Below are 17720 nucleotides of genomic sequence, written 5' to 3'. Positions count from 1 at the left end.
CGCGATGACAAAGCGCCTGTTTATCGCACTCGCGATGCTCACCATCGTCGGCGCCGCTTTGTATTGGCCCGTCGTCGCGCCGTATCGCGCCCTCGCACAAACATCGAACAGGTCGTTCGATACGAACGACCCGAAACTGATCGCAAAGGGCGAGTATCTGGCGAAAACGGCCGATTGCGCGGGTTGTCATACGGCGCCGCCAGGCGGCCCATCGGGCAAGGAACCGTTGCACCCGTCAGCGCCATTCGCCGGTGGCCTGCCAATGGGTTCGCCGTTCGGCACGATCTTTTCATCGAATATCACGCCGGACCCGGCTGTCGGAATCGGGCGCTACAGCTATGTCGATTTCGTGCGCGCGGTTCGAGAAGGCGTGGCGCCCGGCAACAAGCGGCTCTATCCGGCGATGCCTTATCCGTCGTTCGCGAAAATCAGCGATGACGATATGCATGCGCTTTACGCGTATTTTATGCACGGCGTCGCACCGGTGGCCAAACCGGCGCCGCGCACGAAGCTGCCGTTTCCGTTTAACCAGCGTTGGGCGTTGATGTTCTGGAGCTTCGCGTTTGCGCCCAACGACGTATTCGTGCCGCAATCGTCGCGTAGCGCACAATGGAATCGCGGTGCTTATCTGGTGCAATCGCTTGGCCACTGCGGCGCGTGCCATACGCCGCGCGGGCCGGCCTACGAGGAGCGCGGCTATGACGAACAGTCGCGACGCTATCTGACGGGCGGCACGAACGACCACTGGTTTGCACCGAATCTGACCGGCGACAAAGGGTCGGGTCTTGGCCGCTTTTCCGAGCAGGACATTGCGGCTTTTTTGCGTCACGGACAGGGTGGCGGACTCGTGACGTTCGGCAGCATGGTTCAGGTGGTCGAGGACAGCACGCAATATATGACCGACGATGACCTGCTGGCGATTGCGCACTATCTGAAGAGTCTGCCGGCGCATGAGCCTTCCGGTCACTTCGACAATCAATCGCGTGCCGCGTTGCGGACCGTGCGCGCGATGCAGACCGGCGATGTGGAATTGCCGGGCGCGGGCATTTACCAGAGTTTTTGTGCACGCTGCCACAAGGCGGACGGGATGGGCGAGCCGCTTGAATATCCGCGGCTAGCGGGTAATCCGGCGGTGCTGAGCCCGCATACCGATTCGCTGGTGCGCTTGCTTGTGGAGGGGGGCGAGGCGCCGCATACAGTGGCGGGACCGGTGCCGAAGAAAATGCCGTCGTTTGCCGGCAAGCTGACCGATACGGAAATGGCACGCGTTCTGACGTTCGTGCGGAACACCTGGGGTAACGACGCCGCGCCGGTGACGACGCGCGACGTGCAGAGCGTGCGCGGCAGTATCGGCAAGTAGCCGGCAGAGCGGAGCGGTCCTCCGGCGTCGTGACAGGCGTTTTGCTCAGGTTTTCTTCACATACGCGTTGCACCATCCTTTTGCTGCGACCAGCTTGCCGCCGTAGGTCGGGCAAGGGCCGTTGGCTGAACCTGGTTTGCCCTGATAAAGCTGGCAATTCGCGCAGGTCTGACCCGTCTCGTAGCGCGGAAATTTCGCTTTGTCGACGGTGTTCGCGTCGGTTGTGTAACCCAGCGCTTTTGCAGTCGGATCGTTTTCGGACAGCACCGGTGCATTCGCGCGTGCTTCGGCCGACCACACCGATGTCGACGCAACGGATGCGGCAAGTATCATGAAATGGCGGCGAGAGAGTGCCATGTGGAACCTCCTGATTCAGCAATCGATTAACCTTTACGATTGGCTTGAGACGCCTGGTTTTTCTCCATTGTTCTCTTTCTATTCAATATATGTCACGACGTGACATAGCGTCCGATAATTCCGTCAGGCGAAAGAGTGAATCGAAGTCGCTGCGGTGCTGCGCTTGCACGAGGAAGCCATTGACTACGTGTGGCTCGATGAGGATTCCGAAGTCGCCGGTGCGTGCACCGAACGCACCGTGAACGTGAACGTCGGCCTCCAACCGTCGGGATTTGCCGGACCCGGTGACGTCACGCTGTTCGGCGACGTACTGAACCGCTTTGTTGGCCGCTACGCATGCGTGCATTTCGCGGTGCGGCTCGTCGTGTATGAAGGCGTGGGTGGCCCGGTCAGACGGTTCCCACGCAGTCTGAAGACAAGCGGCCGGCTGTGACCGCAAGCGCAAACCTGCCGGAGCACTGGCCCTCGCTGGCAGGCATGTCAATGCGCTAGCTACTGCTCAAGCGGCTTACGCCCCAATCAACCGCTTCGCCTCCTGACACCCAAGCGGCCTGCGCATCGCTTCCGCCAAACGCGCCAGTTCAGTATCGCGCCCGCACCCCAGCGCTCCTGCGACAAAATCGTGCTTGCACAACAGCGCGACGAACTCGTACGTATCCGGCGTGCCCGTCATCACGACTTCGTCCCACGCTTGCGGATGACCAAGATAGTTGAAGTTCTTGTCAAAGTGATCGGTCCAGAAGAACGGCACGAGCGGTTCGCCTTCGCCCCCACCAACCATCGCGCGCGCGGCCGCCCGTGCGTGCTGTTGCGCGACCCGCCAGTGCTCGATGCGTACACGCCGGTTGTCGCCGTACAGAAAGGCGGCCACATCGCCGGCCGCGTACAGGTTGTCCGCGACACGCATCGTCGTATCGACGTTCAGCCCGCCATCGTCGTTATGCGCGACACCGGTGACGAAGTGCGTGGCGGGTGTGACGCCGGTTCCCGCAACGACAAAGTCGCAATCGAGCACATCGCCGCCTGACAGTCGCGCGCGCAGCGGTTGGCCGTCCTCGACGCCTTCAATTTGCGTGCGCATCCGGAATTCAGTGCCGTTCTCCTCGTGCAACTTCATAAAGATGCGGCCAAGTTCGACACCGAACTGCTTTTCAAATGGCACGCTGTCCGGCGACACGACGGTCACGCGCAATTTGCGTTTGCGCAGCGACGCGGCGACTTCGAGCCCGATAAAGCCGCCGCCGAGCACGACCACGTGCCGAGCCTGTGCGGCGAGTTCCGCGAGACGCGCCGCGTCGGCGCGATTGCGCAGCAACAGCAGCCGCTCGTTGAGCGCGTGTTCGTGGCTACCGCGCAACGGCGGCATCTTCGGCGTGCCGCCGGTTGCGATCAGCGCGGCGTCGTAGCGCAGCATCGGCTTGCCGTCGAACTCGATTTCGCGTCGCTGCGCGTCGAGGCGCGTCGCGTGCGCATGCACCCGCTCGATGTCGTGCTGCTCGAAGAAACCATCCGGCAAAAGCGGCGGCACGTCATCGATGGCCATTTCGCCTGACGGCACGAATTTGCTTAGCACGGTGCGGTCGTACGGCGCGTGCGCGTCGTCGTCGATCAGCACGATGCGTTCGCGATAGCCGAACTCGCGCAGCGCCGCACAGGCGGCCGCGCCGGCCGCCCCCGCGCCGACGATCGCAAAGACACGGGCGGTAGCCGGTTGCGTGGGCTGTGCGGCATCGCTGCGCTGCACGGACGCCTGCGCAGTTTCAGGTGCGCCGCCGGCGCCATCGGCTGCCGGCTCGGACGACACCAGCACGTCGCCACCGTCGATCTTTACCGGATATCGCGTGAGCGGCAGCAGCGCCGGGGGTTCGACCAGCGCGCCGCTGGCGATCTCGAAGGTGCCTTTGTGCCATGGGCAAACCAGTCGCCCATTACAGATCGCGCCTTCTTCGAGCGGCGCGCCCGCGTGCGGGCAATCCGCGCTGTACGCGTGAACCGTGTCGCCGGTGCGGATCAGCAGGATCGGTGTGTCACCCAGCTTCACGCGGCGGGGGCGGGATTCGTCGAGGTCGGTGAGGGCGGCGACCTTTTGCAGCGGGGCGGAAGTGGGCATCGGAAACCTCGTGACGGTCGTAGACGGACAATCGCGAACCTGCGCGATCAGCAACGGACGGCGGATGCCCGGAGGCGTTGCAAACCCTGTGCCGCCGTTTCGCTTTCACCGTTCTCTTGCACAGTATTGCGCGATCCGCGCCGCGCACGCGTTGTTTTGCGCGAGCGGGCCGCGGCGCGGGCGCTCGGGCGCGGTACGGATTTCCGGCATCGCGTGCAATCTTGCGCATCGGCATGGGCATGGCGTTTGCGGACCCATTTGGAACGGCAGGGTTCGCTGGGTTCCGTTTGGAGCGACCTGGGTTGGCCGAAATGATTCCCGACGGAGGTCCCGATGAGCGACATCGTGAACGATGCGCTGAGTGAAGCTTTGCGCCGCGAACCTGATGAGCACGTCAACCACGACGAACGTCACGCGCCCACGCTGCAACGCGCGCTCGAGCAACAGCTTGCCGCGCTACGCTTCAAGTCCGATGCACCGCGAAGCCGCGGCGCCGCGCTCGAAGCCCTCTGCGCACGCGGCCTCGACCGCTTGCCGCTGCCGGGCCGCGGCCGCACTGTGCAGCGCTGGAGTGCGCTCGCGGCGGTAGCGGCGTGCGATCTGTCGCTGGTCAAGCTCTACGAGGGCCACACCGATGCGCTCGCGATTCTGGCGGAGCTCCATGCGCCGCAACTTGCCGCGCCGGGCCGGCGTTGGGGCGTGTGGGCCGCCGAGCCACCGCATCAGAAAGTGATCGCGGCGCCCGAGGACAGCGGCACGGCATTGCGGCTCGAAGGCGTGAAGCCGTGGTGTTCGGGCGCCGCGCAGCTGACGCACGCGCTCGTGACGGTCTCCCGCTATGGCGAGCCGGTGCTTGCCGCAGTCGACCTCGCACAGCCATCCATTCATCTGTCGGACGGCGGCTGGCACGCAGTCGGCATGGCCGCGACCGGCACCTGTGAAGTCCGCTTCGACGGCGCGCTCGCGCGGCAGATCGGCGAACCCGCTGCGTACCTCGCGCGGCCGGGCTTCTGGCATGGCGGTGCCGGCATCGCCGCCTGCTGGTATGGCTGCGCGGTCGAACTGGCCGCGGCGCTGCGCGCGTATCTGATGCGGCGCGCGCAACCGCATGCGTGCGCGCATCTCGGCGCAGCCGACGCGCAACTGGCCGCGGCACGCGCGCTATTGCGCGAAACCGCCGGCTGGATCGACACCTATCCGCGTGCCGACGCGGCGTTGCGCGCGATGCGCGTGCGCATTGCTGTCGAACAGGCGGCCAGCGCGATATTGACCCATGTGACGCGCGCGCTCGGCGCAGCGCCGCTCTGCAGCGATGCCCACTTCGCGCGCGCGGCAGCCGATCTGCCGGTGTTTCTGCGCCAAAGCCATGCCGAACGCGACGAAGCCGACCTGGGCAGCGCACTTCGCGATGGACCGGATCCGCTTGCGTGCGAGCCGGACGCGCTATGGCGGCTCGCCTGTTGACCTGTCCAAAGGAACCGTACATGCCGCTTTCCGCCGCCTATTTCGACGCCCTGTACCGCGATGACGATGATCCGTGGGGTTATCGGCATCGCTGGTACGAACGCCGCAAGCAACAGCTGACGCTCGCCGCGTTGCCGCGCGAACGATATCGCCGCGCCTTCGAGCCAGCCTGTGCAAACGGCGAGCTGACCGCGCTGCTTGCCACCCGCTGCGACGTGCTGATCGCGTGTGACCTGAGCGGCCGCGCGGTGGCTCTTGCGCAAGTGCGCTGCGCGAGCCTGCCTAACGTCCATATCGAGCGGCGCGTGTTGCCGTATGAATGGCCAACCACGCCGTCGACATCGACGACGCCGTCGGCGGATCCGCCGTTCGATCTGATCGTGATCGGCGAGCTCGCGTACTACCTCGATCCGCGCGACATGACGCTGCTTGCCGAACGCGCGTGTGCATCGTTGAGCGCGGATGGCACGCTGATCGCGTGCCACTGGCGGCACGCGTTCGTCGAGCGGCGCCAGTCCGCGGTTGCCGCGCACGCGGCGCTCGATGCGTGCACGGAGCTCACAAAACTGGTTCATCACGAAGAACCCGACCTGCTGCTCGACGTGTGGTCGAAGGACGGCCGTTCTGTTGCACAACGGGAGGGGCTCGCATGATCGGCGTCGTGATTCCCGTACATAACGAAGCGACGCTGCTCGACGCGTGTCTGAGTGCGGCTTGCCGCGCCGCCGCTCATCCGCGGTTGCGCGGTGAAGCGGTGGGCATCGTCGTGGTGCTCGACAGTTGCGATGACCTTAGCGCGGCGCTGGCGCGCAGCCGCGGCGTCGACACGCTTGAAATCGCGGCACGCAATGTCGGCATCGCGCGTGCGGCCGGCGCGGACTGGCTGCTCGCGCGCGGCGCGCGCTGGCTCGCGTTCACCGATGCGGATAGCCGCGTCGCACCGGACTGGCTGGCCGCGCAACTCGCGCTGGGCGCGCAGGCGGTGTGCGGCCCGGTCACGGTCGACGACTGGACCATGCATCACGAACGCACGCGCGCCGCGTTCTATCGCACATATATGAATGCGGATGGGCACCGGCATATTCACGGCGCGAATCTCGGCGTGTCGGCGCGTGCGTATCGGCGCGCGGGTGGTTTTCCGCCGCTTGCGCGCTGTGAGGATGTCGCGCTGGTCGATCTGCTTGTGGCGGCGGGTGTGCGCATCGCGTGGAGCGCGGCGCCGCGTGTGATCACGAGTGCGCGCATCGACAGCCGCGCGCGCGGAGGATTCGGGGATACGCTGGCGGAGCTCGCGACGAGCTAACGGCGGTGGCCTGGCAGCGGTGGCTCAGCGGCGTTGGCCTTGCAGCGACGGCCTCAATAGCAGGTAAGTGCGTCGAGTCGCTCACCGATGATGTCGATCCGCGTTAGCCGCACGCTCGCGGCCCGCTCGCCATATACACGCGCCTTCGGGTCGGCCGCTTGTCCGGCGGCGGGTCGCCGGCGGGCGGCGGCGTTTGTCCGGGTTCGCGTTCCGGCACGGGTGGCGCGTCCGGATCGCCGTCCGGCGGCGGTGTCCGATCGGGATCGACTTCCGGCGGGTTTGGCGTGTGCAAATGCCAGTTCCGCGTTGCGTGCGGCAGGTTAAGTGTCATCGGCTCGCTCGTCTTAGGGTTCGCTGCGCTCAGGTGGCGGGCAGCTCGCCCGCTACATTGACGAAAAACGCAAACCTCGTGCCGCGCCGAACGCGAGCATCACGCGGGCTTGACGACCGTCTATTGCGCCGTGTCCCGCGGCGCGCTCCGCACAGCCGATGCCCGGTCCGGGCGCGGCCGTCGATGGTTGATCGCGATAAACACCGCCATCAGTCCAAGAAACGCGCAAACCAGCAGTGTCTCGTTGATCAGCACGCGCGCGTAGCCGAGTTCGAGCACGTCGATGAAAGGGTACGGATAGAAGTCCGACAGACTGCCGCGCAGCATCGTCACGAGCAGATAGACGAGCGGATACACGAGCCACAGCAGACACTGTCTTATCGTCAGATGAAAGCGCGGTACGAACAGCAGCCAGTAGAGCGCGGCAAGCACCGGCAGCACGGTATGCAGGCTTTCGTTGACCAGCGACCGGTAGCCGGACGGCGTCCACAGATGGCGCAGCAGCAGGTTATAGGCGAGGCCGACGAACGCCATGTACACGACAATCGCGGTGACCACGGCCGGGGCGCGGAAGAACCGCCCAGGCGGCGTCGGCGGGCGCAGCGCGACGCAGGTGAAGCTGATCGCGCACAGCAGCACCGTCAGATTGGTCAGATAGCTGCTCATCCGGTCGAGCGCGTCGAGCACGCCATAGCCGCGCGCGGCGAGCCGGCCAATCGTGATATCGGTTTGCGCGGCGAATGCAAGCCATGCGATTAGCGCGATCACCGCGGCGGTGGTCAGCGACGCAACGCTCGGCGTATGCAGCGGCAATTCAGGTTCGTTGCGCGCAAGAACGGTTGGCGGTTCGGTCATCTAGGCATTCTAAATGCGACGCGACAATCATGTTTTCAAGAAATGCGCCGTTTGTGCCGTAAACTGTCAGACATTCTGTTTTTTGCGCGGCCGCGTCGCTTCCGGCACCACGCTGTACGCTTCCTGCAACTTGCGCGGCGCTTTGCGCCGCATCGCGCCGCCCATGCTAGATCCAGCCAGTATCCTGATCGTGACGGTGCTCTCCGGCATCATGAGCATGGCCGTGCTCGGCTCGCTCCGGCCCGCGGCAATCCCCGGCGTCGGCTACTGGATTCGCGGCAATGCGCTCGCGATTGCCGGGCTGATTCTTTTCGCACTGCAACGCAGCACGCCGCAGTACCTCTCGGTGATTGCGGCCAACGGCGTGTTTTCGATCGCTGTGGTGCAAATGCTGCAGGGCTGCCGGCAGTTTTTCGGCCGCAAGCCGGTCGAATTCGGCGAATACGCGTGCTGGGCCGCGATGATGCTCGGCTTCCTGTGCTGGACGTACGTCGTCGTCGATATCAACGCGCGGATTGCGAGTTCATCGTTTTTCCACGCGTACGTGTATGCATCGGTCGCGTGGATCACTTATAAGGGCCACATTCCTGGGCGACCGAAGTACAGCTACCACTTCGTGACCGCCGCGGCTTCGATCGGCGCAATTGGGCATCTGTCGCGCGGGCTGATCTATGGGTTCGGGTTCGTGCATCAAACCGCGCTGTTACAGCCGAACGTGGTGAATATTGCGTTTCTCGGACTCGGCATTCTCGCGTTGCCGTCGCTGTCGATCGGCATGGTAATGTTGGCGCACGACCGGATGGCCGAGCGCCTCGAGCGCTGGGCGAACGTCGACGAGCTGACCGGCGCGCTGACGCGTCGCGCGTTTCTCGCGCGCGCGGAGGCACGGATCGCGCAAACGCTTGCGAACGGCACGCGCCTGTCGATTGCGATTATCGATATCGACCACTTCAAGGCGATCAACGACGAGTACGGTCACGCATGCGGCGACGAGGTGCTCGCGCATTTCGGCCGCGTGGTGGCCGCGAATATCCGTTCGACGGACGTGTTCGGGCGGCTGGGCGGCGAGGAGTTCGCGGTGCTGTATCGGTCGACCGGGCGCGCCGACGCGGTCGAGCAACTCGACCGGTTGCGCGCGACGATTGCAGGCGGCGGTTGCCGGCTGTCGGAAGGCGAACTGCTTGTTTATACGTTCAGTGCGGGCGCGGACGAGTATCGCCGTGGCGAGACGCTTGCGAATCTGATGGCGCGCGCCGATGCGGCGTTGTATGCGGCGAAGGCGCGCGGGCGCAACAGGGTGATGGCGGGGTGAACGCAGCTCGCTTGGCGCGGCAACTCGTAAATCGCAGATCAGCCTGCCGATGTGAGTCGATATTGGCGTTATCGGTCGTGGCGCAAATCGCGCCGCCTTGATTTAGCGCGACAACACGCCAGACAAGAGCCCGGGGTTGTGGCGGAGAAATTTTAAGTTGTCGCCAAACGGACGGACGGTGCAATTGGGTCAATTGCTGCAATCAGATAACAAACCACTTTTGTGGCAGCGCGCGATAGCGTGCTGGATCAGGTGTGCGGAATTCAATATTTTAAAGTAATAAGACTGACACTCCTGAAAATCCGGAATACAATTTCCCATATTGCTGCGCATTAAAGATAAAATATTCAAAAACATTTGAATTAAAAAGTATGTCGATGCGTGACAATTGCGCGATTTCGTCCCATATCGTGCTTTAAATATATAAATTAATTTATTGGGAATGCTTTTTTAAAAATTCCCGGTGAACTGCGATCTGGATAAAAAACATCATCATCGGTAGTGGACAGTGACTAAAGCGCCGCCATCGTGGAGTGCAACGGCCCATGAAAATTCTCGAAAGAAAATATGACATCCAGCGACTGGATGATCCGAAGACAACGATCACTATCGATGGTCAACCCGTTCTTGCCGCGCTGGGCGAAACGGTATGGAGCGTGCTGGCCGCCGTGGGTGTGCGGCAGTTGGGCCGCAACGATAGTGGGCAGGTCATGGGAGCGTATTGCGGGATGGGCGTCTGTTACTGCTGCCTCGTATCCATCGATGGCCGCTATAAACGCCGTGCGTGTCAAACCACGGTTCGCCCCGGAATGAAAGTGGAGACGTCCGGAAACCGCCTCGAGCACGGAGGACTCAAATGAGCGAACTGCCGGTCATCGTTGGCGGCGGGCCGGCCGGTATGGCCGCTGCGATCGAACTGGCTGCTAGCGGGCTGGGTTGCACGTTGATCGAAGAAGCGCCGCGGCCAGGCGGCGTCGTCTATCGCGGTCCGCTGCGCGACGGCGTAACGCCTGGATATCTCGGTGCGCGCTATCGACGAAAGATGCGCGCGTTGCATGCGGCGTTTTCGCTGATCGGCAACCGGGCAAAGGTCAGGCTCAATTCAAGGGTGATCGGCGCGGAAGCCGACCGGGTATATGTGCTGGACGAACATGAACGAATCACTCAAGTGCGCTACGCGCAGTTGCTGTTATCGGCCGGCTGCCATGAACGCAGCGTGCCGTTCCCGGGCTGGACACTGCCAGGCGTGATGTTGCTGGGAGGGCTGCAATTGCAGCTCAAGAGCGGTGTGGTGAGACCGCGCGGCCGGACGGTCATCGTCGGCAGCGGTCCGCTGCTACCGTTGGTCGCCTGCCAGTTGCTCCGTTGCGGCGCGCACGTCGCCGGGGTCTACGAAGCGTCGTCATTCTTGAAGCTGGCGAGGGAAATCACTGCGTTGTTGAACAAACCTCAGTTGCTCCTCGACGGCCTGAGCATGCTCGCGTACCTGAAGCGCCACCATGTGCCGGTTCATTATGGCTGGGGCATCGTAACGGCCGACGGGCAGCAGGAGCTAAGCGCAGTCACCGTTGCGCCCTACGACGATCACTGGACCCCCGATCTGGCGCGAGCACGCAGGATTCCGGCCGAGACGCTGGCTGTTGGCTACGGCTTCATTCCGCGCACGCAGCTGACGCAACAAATCGATCTTGAGCATGAGTACGATCCGGACGGTTTTTTGAAACCAAAAATGAATGGTTGGCAGCAGACCAGCGTGCCGCATATTCATGTTGCGGGCGACATCGGCGGTTTGCGTGGCGGCGAAGCCGCAGTCCTGACCGGTCGCATCGCGGCACTGTCGATTCTTCGGCAACGCGGCCTGATTACCACCGAGGCCGCGACCGCGAAGCGCGACCGGTACCGGCAAAAGTTGCAAGCGTTGGTTCGCTTCCGGATGGGTTTCGATCGCGCAGCTGCGCGCGGCTGCGGGCAGTTGCAGCTGCCGGAAGCGGACACCGTCATATGCCGTTGCGAAAACGTGAAACGCCGCGACATCGATCAGGCGCTGGCGCAAGGCGTGCACGATCTGATCAGCTTGAAAATGCGTACCCGCATCAGCATGGGTGACTGCCAGGGAAAGATGTGCGTCGGCTATTGCAGCGATCGACTTCGCCAGCATACGGGCAACGCCGACGTCGGCTGGATGCGTCCGCGCTTTCCGATCGATCCGGTGCCGTTCTCCGCGTTTCGAACCGAAACGGAGCTGATCTGACAATGAACCGCCAGTATGACGTGGTAGTGGCCGGCGGAGGCGTGATTGGCGCCTCGTGCGCCTATCATCTGTCACGCCGCCGCGACCTGAACATCGCGTTGATCGATGCGAAGCGGCCCGGCAATGCGTCACGTGCATCGGCCGGAGGTCTGTGGGCAATCGGCGAATCGGTCGGCCTCGGCTGCGGTGTCATCTTCTCTCGCATGCTGTCGTCCCAAACAACGCGCGACGCCGAACCAGCGGCCGTCGCGTCGAAGGCGGTGCCTCATGTCCTTCCAGAACCGTTTGTGAGTCTCGCACTCGCCTCCAACGCACTGTACCCGGCCCTTCATCGCGAACTGATCGATCGTTACGGGATGGATTTCAAGTTCGAGGAAACGGGACTCAAGTACGTAATGTACGACGATGACGATCGGCATTACGCGGAACACATTGCCGCCCAGATTCCGCATCTGTCCAGCCAGATGCGGTGGCTCGACAGCACGCTATTGCGCGACAGCGAACCGTATGTCAGCACGGCGGCCACGGGGGCGCTCGAATTTTTATGCGATCACCAGGTCAATCCGTTTCGCTTGACCGACGCCTATACCGAAGCTGCGCGACTGAACGGCGTCCAGATCTTTTTCAATACCAACGTGACTGGCGTAATGCGCCATCAGACGCGGGTGATCGGTGTGCACACGCAGGAGAACGGCAACTTCTATTGCGGTTGCCTCATCAATGCCGCCGGCGCGTGGGCGGCCGAGCTCAGCGAATGGGCGACCGGTACGCGCATTCCGGTCAAGCCGGTCAAAGGGCAGATCGTATTGTCTGAAAGACTTCCGAAAATGCTCCGCGGCTGCATTACGACAAGCGATTGCTACATCGCGCAAAAGGACAACGGAGAAATCCTGATCGGCAGCACAACCGAAGACAAAGGCTTTGACGTCAGCACTACCTACGCTGAGATTGCCGGGCTCGTACGAGGCGCGGTTCGCTGCTTGCCCGAGCTGGCGAATTTCAATGTCAAGCGTTGCTGGGCCGGTTTGCGTCCAGGTTCGCCGGACGAACTGCCCATTTTGGGTCCGATGTGCGACGTGGACGGTTATATCAACGCCTGCGGTCATTTTCGCACCGGCATTCTGACTTCGGCGATCACCGGTGTGATGATCGACAGGTTGTTGCGTCGCGAGCCATTGCCGCTCGATATAAGGCCGTTCCTCGCCAGCCGCTTCACCGTGGATGCCGGCGCTGCGCGAAGCCTCGTGCACCATTGACGGAGCGGACCGCGCGGAAGACGCGCCGCCCGATGCCGCGCAACACGGTGATCGCAGGGTGATCAGAGCTCGCAGCGGCAGGTTAACGCGGTCCTGCATCGTATGGAACTCGTCACCGAGAACGCTGGCGATGGTCTCGGCGGGTTCACGCCTGAATCACATGCCGCTGAGCCCCAAGATGTTCGACGCCGCACTCAAGCACATCGCCGACCTGCATGAAGCGGTCCTTGCCGAACCAGACGCCCGGCGGCGTGCCTGTCCCGAGCAGGTCGCCCGGAAGCAGCGTCATGTGCGTCGAGAAGTACGTGAGCATCAGGTTGATCGAAAACAGCATGTCGCTTGTGTTGCCCTGTTGCTCGAACTGGCCGTTCAGTTTGGTCCACAAATCCAGCTTCATCCCGTCGACGCCGGTCACCAGATACGGTCCGACCGGCGAGTAGCCCGGCCGTGACTTCGCGCGCACCAGGTGCTGTCCGCCTTCCTGATCGACCTGGGTCGTACGGTCTGAGATGTCGTTGATGCAGACAAAGCCAAAGATATAGTCCGCTGCTTCGGCTGCCGCAATATCGGTTGCCTCGCGGCCCACCACAATCCCGAGTTCGATTTCCCAATCGAGCTTCACACGCGGGTTCGGGCCGCGCGCGATCGGGTCGTTCGGCCCGGTAAGCGAGCTCACCGCCTTCAGAAACACTTCGGGTTCGGTCGGCGGCTTCATCTTGAACTCTTCGATGTGCTTCCGGTAGTTGAAGCCGGTCGCGGCGATCTGACGCACGCCGGAAATCGGCGTGAGGTAACTGAATTCGCCGTTCAGCGCGGCGAGCGCGGACGTATCGACCTTGTTCAGAATTCCGCTGGCGATCGCTTCCGGTGTGATGTCCGCTGCGACCGGCCGCAGGTCGAAATGTTTACCGCCGGCGATGATGACGGGAACTGCATCGCCTTCTACCAGAACGCGGGCAAATTGTTGCATAACTCCTTTGATGGTGTGCACATCCAGTGTGTGGCGCGGAAAGTGATCGGCTGTCGCGAGGCTGTAGAGGTCGCCTGGCAGTCGCGAAAACAATAGCGTGGAGTGCTTCAGGGAGCTTTCCGAATTGCACGGATCAGATCTGGATTCTTATCGTCAGCCTGTTTTTATGCTCGGACGTGCGCGAGATTTTATTGACTGGCGGCGTCGGTCGTCGATTGTCCGATTCAGCGCTGAGTGCGCAACAGGTTTGTATGATTGGCGCGCAGTGACCTGCCAGATACGATCAGGCGCGGGCGGCTGTCGACTACATGGCCGTATCGACACCCATCGCATCCCTGGCATCGCGCCGATACCCCGCGGTGGCAACCAGCAGGCTGCGCGTATAGTCATGCCGCACCTGTTGCGCACGCACCGCGTCGATACCGAGCTCCTCGACAATCTCGCCGTTGCGCATTACCGCGACACGCGAGCACAGAAACCCGACCACCGCGAGATTGTGGCTAACAAGAATGACCGTTAAATCACGCTCGCGCGCGAGACGCCGCAGCAGGTTCAATATCTCGGCTTGCACCGACACGTCGAGCGCGGAGGTCGGTTCATCGAGTAGCAGCACGCGCGGCTCGACTATCAATGCGCGCGCAATCGCGACGCGCTGTCGCTGCCCGCCTGAAAGCTGATGCGGATAACGGAAGCGAAACGCGGGCCCAAGCCCGACTTCACGCAGCGCGGCGGCAATCCGTTCGTCCTCGCGATCGAGCCGGTTGATCGCAAGCGGTTCGCGCAGCGCCTGATCGACGGTAAAGCGCGGATGCAGCGACCCATACGGATCCTGAAACACCATCTGAACATCACGCCGCAGCGCGCGGTCACTCGAAACACGTTTCGCACCCACCGCCTGGCCGCCGATCGAAAGCCGGCCGTGCGCAACCGGCACAAGGCCGGTTAGCGCGCGCAGCAAGGTCGATTTACCGGACCCCGATTCGCCGACAAGACCAAACGCTTCCCCCGCCCGCACCTGAAAACTCGCATCGCGTACCGCATCGAACGGGCCGGTTTTCGTGCGAAAGCGCACGGTGAGCGCATCGACGTCGATCATCGGTTGGCTCATGTCGAAGCTCCTCGGGCACGATCGCGCGGATCGACGAGCCACGCCGGATCGCGCGCAAGCACCGGCAATTCATCCGGCGGGTTCGTGAGCGGCGGATTCGCGGCGAGCAGCCCGCGCGTATAAGGATGTTGCGCGTGCAACAGATCGCGCGCCGCGCACGTTTCGACCACGCGACCCGCGAACATCACGACGACGCGGTCGCAGAACGACATCACGAGCGGCAGATCGTGGCTGATAAAAATAAGCCCGGTATCGTGCTTCGCGATCGTCTCATCGAGCACCGCGAGCACCTGCGCGGCGACCAGCACGTCGAGCGCGCTAGTCGGTTCGTCGGCCACCAGCAGACGCGGGCCGCCCGACACCATCATCGCGATCATCACGCGCTGCCCCATGCCGCCCGACAGTTCATGCGGATACGCATCGGCGACGCGCTCGGGATGGCGGATATGCACCGCGGCCAGCGCGTCGACAATTTTTTCGCGCATCTCGCGTCGGCCGGTTTTCGGCGCATGCAGTGCGAACGCTTCGCGCATCTGCTGGGCCACCGTCATCACCGGGTTGAGCGAATATTTCGGGTCCTGCAGGATCATCCCCATTTGTTGTCCGCACAACTGGCGGCGCTTGCGCGCGGACAGCGCGAGCAGATCGGCGCCGTCAAAGCGCAGCGCGTTCGCGCGCAGATGCGCGGCGGGCGGCAGCAGCCCGAGCAACGCACGACCGGTTAGCGACTTGCCCGAACCGGACTCGCCGACGATGCCCAGACGTTCGCCCTTGTTAAGCGTCAGCGATACGCCGCGCACCGCGTCGGCGAGCGTGCCGTCGTGGCCGCGAAATGCGATGCGCAGATCGTCGATTTCGGCAAGCGGTTGATGTTGCATCGGTCAGTCTCCGTGGCGCGGATCGAATACGTCGCGCAGCCCATCGCCGAGCAGATTGAACGCGAGACTCACCGCGAGAATCGCGCAGCCGGGAAGCGTCGCGACCCACCACGCGTTGAGCAGCACGTTGCGTCCCGATGCGACCATATAGCCCCATTCGGGACTCGGCGGTTGCGCGCCCAGGCCGAGAAAGCCGAGACCCGCGACGGTGAGAATGATGCCGGCCATATCGAGCGTCGCGCGCACGATCACCGACGACGAGCACAACGGCACGATATAGCGCAGCAGCAACCGCATGCGCGACGCGCCCTGTAGCCGCGCGACGTGGATAAAATCCGCATCGACGAGCCGCAGCGTTTCGGCGCGCGCAAGGCGTGCGTATGCAGGCCACGCGGTGATCGAGATCGCGATCACCGCATTGATCACGCCCGGTCCCACTGCCGCCGCGAACGCGAGCGCAAGCACGATCTTCGGGAAGGCGAGCGCGATGTCGGTGACCCGCATCAGCAGATTGTCGATCCAGCCGCCGAAGAAACCCGCGACCGTGCCGATCAGCAGCCCGATCGGCACCACGACGACGACCACGAGTATTGCGATCGATAACGTGATGCGCGCACCGTAAATCAGCCGGGACAGGATGTCGCGGCCCAACTGATCGGTGCCGAGCCAATGCGATGCCGAGCCAGGCGGCAACAGCCGGTCGGACAGCACCTGTTGCAGCGGATCGTGCGGCGCGACGAGCGGACCGAATGCGGCGAACACGACGAGCAGCAGCAGAATCGCGAAGCCGAACAGCGACAGCGGATTACCGGCGAAACGCCGCCAGCGCCGATACGCGCGGCCCAGCGCGGCCTGACGGCGCGACGCGGGCGTGTCGCTTGCCAGCCACGCGCGCCAACCTGATGCGCGTCGGGGTGACTCGACGCTCATCGGGCCGTCCGTTGGCGTCGTGCCGGACGTTGCGGTAGATGTTTCAGGCAACGCAGTCGGTTTGGTGGAAGGATGTGCACGGCTCATGAAGGTGGCAGGAAAGTGAGGCTGCGGCGCATCAGCGGGCACGCGGGTCGAAGACGCGATACAGCGCGTCGGTCAGCAGATTGAGCGCGATAAACGTCGCGCCGATCACGAGCGTGCTGCCCAACACTGCGTTCATATCGGCGTTCAGCAGCGCGCCGGTCAGATACGAACCGATGCCGGGCCACGCAAACACGATCTCCGTGAGCACCGACCCTTCGAGCAGAAAACTGTACGACAGCGCGATCACCGTCAGGAGCGGCACCATGATGTTGCCGAACGCATGCCGCCAGATCACGCGCCGTTCGGGCAGGCCTTTCGCGCGCGCGGTCGTGATGTATTCCTGGCTCAACTGGTCCAGCATGAACGAGCGCGTCATCCGGCTCAGGTACGCGACCGAGTAGTAGCCGAGAATCGCCGCGGGCAGCGCGATATGCGACAGCGCATTGAAGAACACATCCCATTCGCCGGCGATCAGCGCATCGACCAGCAGACTGCCGGTATGCGTATCGACCATCCCGTCATAGACCGGATCGATGCGGCCAGGCCCCGCGACCCAATGCAGACGCGCGTAAAACAGCAGCAGTCCCATCAGCCCGAGCCAGAACACCGGCACCGAACTGCCGATCAGACCGACAAAGCGTGCGACATGATCGACCCAGCGGTTATGCCGCACGGCCGCGATCACGCCGAGCGGCACGCCAAGGACCACGCCGATCACCGTCGATAGGGTCGCGAGTTCGAGGGTTGCGGGAAATACGCGCCTGATATCGTCGAGCACGGGGTTCGCGGTGAGCAGCGAGATGCCGAGGTTGCCGTGCAGCACGTCGCGTACGTAGACCCAGAATTGCACCGCGAGCGGACGGTCGAGGCCCAGGTGCGCGCGTGCGGCCGCATATGCGGTCGCGGATGCGCGGTCGCCGACCATCGCCAGCACCGGATCGATCGGCACCTTGCGGCCGATCACGAACGTGACCGCGAGCAGTCCGGCAAAGGTGATCGCGAGCGTCAACGCCCAGCGCAGCACGCGCAGCGTCCAACGCACACCCGCGTGCCGCGCGGGCAGCGCGCGCAGCCGGTCGAGCGGCGACGGCGACGCGGGCGGGGAGTGCGGACTAGCGGGACTCGACATCACGGCTTCCTTTTGTCGG

18 protein-coding genes are annotated in these 17720 nt (G+C 63.5%); 9 read left to right on the top strand and 9 right to left on the bottom strand.

Translation table 11 applies throughout. From position 1 onward, the window contains the following. Positions 1-4: 4 nt before the first annotated feature. Entirely contained in the window at positions 5-1360 is a 1356-nt protein-coding gene (locus BX592_RS28050; protein WP_166676486.1) for a c-type cytochrome, read from the top strand. 45 nt (positions 1361-1405) lie between these two features. Here BX592_RS28050 and BX592_RS28045 read toward each other — a convergent pair whose 3' ends face one another. After that, on the bottom strand, positions 1406-1717 hold the full coding sequence (locus tag BX592_RS28045; RefSeq protein ID WP_134196545.1) for a high-potential iron-sulfur protein: 312 nt from the start codon (positions 1715-1717) through the stop codon (positions 1406-1408). A gap of 154 nt (positions 1718-1871) precedes the next feature. Here BX592_RS28045 and BX592_RS28040 point away from each other — a divergent pair, with 154 nt between their 5' ends. Then, positions 1872-2150 (top strand): type VI secretion system baseplate subunit TssF, encoded by a 279-nt coding sequence (locus BX592_RS28040; protein WP_341804904.1) that lies wholly within the window; start codon positions 1872-1874, stop codon positions 2148-2150. Positions 2151-2225: 75 nt separating this feature from the next. On the opposite strand, the gene BX592_RS28035 is transcribed toward BX592_RS28040, so the two are convergent. Continuing rightward, positions 2226-3827 carry an FAD-dependent oxidoreductase gene (locus BX592_RS28035; RefSeq protein ID WP_134196543.1) on the bottom strand — a complete coding sequence of 534 codons (1602 nt, stop codon included), beginning with the start codon at positions 3825-3827 and terminating at the stop codon, positions 2226-2228. 333 nt (positions 3828-4160) lie between these two features. Here BX592_RS28035 and BX592_RS28030 point away from each other — a divergent pair, with 333 nt between their 5' ends. Genes BX592_RS28030 through BX592_RS28020 form a run of 3 tightly spaced genes read left to right on the top strand, consistent with a single transcriptional unit; the run spans position 4161 to position 6594 of the window. Continuing rightward, the gene (locus tag BX592_RS28030) at positions 4161-5291 is read left to right on the top strand and encodes an acyl-CoA dehydrogenase (protein ID WP_208327990.1); all 1131 of its coding nucleotides are present in this window, start codon (positions 4161-4163) and stop codon (positions 5289-5291) included. A 20-nt stretch (positions 5292-5311) separates the two neighbouring features. Beyond that, positions 5312-5944, top strand: coding sequence for an SAM-dependent methyltransferase (locus BX592_RS28025; protein WP_134196542.1), 633 nt, complete (start codon positions 5312-5314; stop codon positions 5942-5944). Next, a complete protein-coding gene (locus BX592_RS28020; RefSeq protein WP_134196541.1) occupies positions 5941-6594 on the top strand; it encodes a glycosyltransferase family 2 protein in 654 nt (217 codons plus the stop codon). The genes BX592_RS28025 and BX592_RS28020 overlap by 4 nt, the downstream gene beginning before the upstream one ends. A gap of 103 nt (positions 6595-6697) precedes the next feature. Here the strand turns inward: BX592_RS28020 and BX592_RS28015 are convergent, their stop codons facing one another. Both BX592_RS28015 and BX592_RS28010 read right to left on the bottom strand, forming a co-directional pair. Beyond that, positions 6698-6925 carry a hypothetical protein gene (locus BX592_RS28015; protein WP_134196540.1) on the bottom strand — a complete coding sequence of 76 codons (228 nt, stop codon included), beginning with the start codon at positions 6923-6925 and terminating at the stop codon, positions 6698-6700. 120 nt (positions 6926-7045) lie between these two features. After that, positions 7046-7780, bottom strand: a complete 735-nt coding sequence (locus BX592_RS28010) for a Pr6Pr family membrane protein (protein ID WP_134196539.1) — start codon at positions 7778-7780, stop codon at positions 7046-7048. Positions 7781-7943: 163 nt separating this feature from the next. Between BX592_RS28010 and BX592_RS28005 the strand changes: the two genes are divergently transcribed. The 4 genes from BX592_RS28005 to hcnC all read left to right on the top strand — a co-directional run bounded on the left by BX592_RS28005 (position 7944) and on the right by hcnC (position 12599). Continuing rightward, positions 7944-9092, top strand: coding sequence for a GGDEF domain-containing protein (locus tag BX592_RS28005; RefSeq protein WP_134196538.1), 1149 nt, complete (start codon positions 7944-7946; stop codon positions 9090-9092). Positions 9093-9637: 545 nt separating this feature from the next. Continuing rightward, positions 9638-9952, top strand: a complete 315-nt coding sequence (locus BX592_RS28000) for a (2Fe-2S)-binding protein (protein WP_134196537.1) — start codon at positions 9638-9640, stop codon at positions 9950-9952. Beyond that, entirely contained in the window at positions 9949-11343 is a 1395-nt protein-coding gene (locus tag BX592_RS27995; RefSeq protein WP_134196536.1) for an FAD/NAD(P)-dependent oxidoreductase, read from the top strand. Before BX592_RS28000 ends, BX592_RS27995 begins: the two co-directional genes overlap by 4 nt. A 2-nt stretch (positions 11344-11345) precedes the next feature. After that, positions 11346-12599, top strand: coding sequence for a cyanide-forming glycine dehydrogenase subunit HcnC (hcnC, locus tag BX592_RS27990; RefSeq protein WP_134196535.1), 1254 nt, complete (start codon positions 11346-11348; stop codon positions 12597-12599). 145 nt (positions 12600-12744) lie between these two features. Here the strand turns inward: hcnC and BX592_RS27985 are convergent, their stop codons facing one another. The 5 genes from BX592_RS27985 to BX592_RS27965 form a co-directional block, all read right to left on the bottom strand. After that, on the bottom strand, positions 12745-13569 hold the full coding sequence (locus tag BX592_RS27985; protein WP_134196534.1) for a fumarylacetoacetate hydrolase family protein: 825 nt from the start codon (positions 13567-13569) through the stop codon (positions 12745-12747). Between the two features lie 304 nt (positions 13570-13873). Then, entirely contained in the window at positions 13874-14665 is a 792-nt protein-coding gene (locus BX592_RS27980) for an ABC transporter ATP-binding protein (RefSeq protein ID WP_134196580.1), read from the bottom strand. Positions 14666-14673: 8 nt separating this feature from the next. Next, positions 14674-15555, bottom strand: coding sequence for an ABC transporter ATP-binding protein (locus BX592_RS27975; protein WP_134196533.1), 882 nt, complete (start codon positions 15553-15555; stop codon positions 14674-14676). A 3-nt stretch (positions 15556-15558) separates the two neighbouring features. Further along, complete coding sequence (gene nikC, locus BX592_RS27970) at positions 15559-16485, bottom strand: nickel transporter permease (RefSeq protein WP_134196532.1); 927 nt, start codon at positions 16483-16485, stop codon at positions 15559-15561. A 118-nt stretch (positions 16486-16603) separates the two neighbouring features. Continuing rightward, complete coding sequence (locus tag BX592_RS27965) at positions 16604-17701, bottom strand: ABC transporter permease (protein WP_166676485.1); 1098 nt, start codon at positions 17699-17701, stop codon at positions 16604-16606. Positions 17702-17720: the final 19 nt, after the last annotated feature.

The sequence above is a fragment of the Paraburkholderia rhizosphaerae genome, assembly GCF_004366595.1.
Taxonomy (GTDB): domain Bacteria; phylum Pseudomonadota; class Gammaproteobacteria; order Burkholderiales; family Burkholderiaceae; genus Paraburkholderia; species Paraburkholderia rhizosphaerae.
Note: the sequence above shows the minus strand (reverse complement) of the source record. Positions and strands in the feature narration are given on the sequence as shown.